1 protein-coding gene is annotated in these 472 nt (G+C 42.2%); it reads right to left on the bottom strand.

Annotation, left to right across the window (positions count from 1 at the left end; translation table 11 throughout):
* Positions 1-452: AMP-binding protein (locus tag SB764_RS38300; RefSeq protein ID WP_410866503.1), on the bottom strand; the 452-nt coding region annotated here is incomplete at its 3' end.
* Between the last annotated feature and the right edge of the window lie 20 nt (positions 453-472).

The raw sequence follows: 472 nt of genomic DNA, 5'->3' as shown, positions 1-472 counted from the left end.
ATTGAAAACAGCGAAGGTGTCATTTTGAGATACGTACATGTTTTGGCGTATTCAACCAGCTGATCAGGATCTCTATACATGTCTTCTGACAAAATATGCAGGGTGATGCCGCTGATTAAGGCGGTATACACTGCGGTATATCCCAAGTCAAATGCGTACGACGACAGTAAGGCTGTCTCATCATTAGACGTAATGTCCGCTTTCTTTATCATCGCTTGGCAATAATTGATCAAGCTTGAATGCGGGACCATGACTCCTTTTGCCCGCCCAGTCGTACCTGATGTATAAATCACATACGCCAAGTCACCGCTTTGATTAATGATATCCACATTGGTTTTATCGCCTGTAAAGATATTTGGATCTGAAATAACTATTGTCGTTCCTTCAAACGGAAATCTCTGTGCATACTCATCTGTTGTTACTAAGACCTCAATCTCAGCGTCTTTCATCATGTGATGAACCCTGTCTTCAG

The organism is Paraburkholderia sp. SIMBA_027 (assembly GCF_046535315.1).
Taxonomy (GTDB): domain Bacteria; phylum Pseudomonadota; class Gammaproteobacteria; order Burkholderiales; family Burkholderiaceae; genus Paraburkholderia; species Paraburkholderia tropica.
This window is presented reverse-complemented; position numbering and strand designations above follow the sequence as displayed.